Consider the following 262-nt stretch of genomic DNA (forward strand, 5'->3'; position numbering starts at 1 on the left):
GCTCGCACAGACAGATCCGCGAACGCAGGCTAACCGACAGGTTGTCTCTTACCGTCGTCAATTCGAACAAAAGGAGTCGCCATGAACATCCATCTCACGCTCGGCCCGCTCGTCGCGCTGATCGCCGGCATTCTCATTCTGATCGTGCCGCGCCTGCTCAACTTCATCGTCGCGCTTTATCTGATCATCATTGGGCTGATCGGGCTGTTCGGCGTCGGGGGCACGGCGCACTTTTGACGCGCCTGATGCGCGCGCACGAACG

Annotated in this window: 1 protein-coding gene; it reads left to right on the forward strand. The window is 59.9% G+C overall.

Annotation, left to right across the window (positions count from 1 at the left end; translation table 11 throughout):
* Positions 1–81 precede the first annotated feature (81 nt).
* Complete coding sequence (locus SB753_RS38435) at positions 82–237, forward strand: DUF3096 domain-containing protein (protein ID WP_007583393.1); 156 nt, start codon at positions 82–84, stop codon at positions 235–237.
* Positions 238–262: the final 25 nt, after the last annotated feature.

Origin of the sequence: Paraburkholderia sp. SIMBA_053 (assembly GCF_046534895.1) — a bacterium.
Taxonomy (GTDB): Bacteria; Pseudomonadota; Gammaproteobacteria; order Burkholderiales; family Burkholderiaceae; genus Paraburkholderia; species Paraburkholderia caledonica.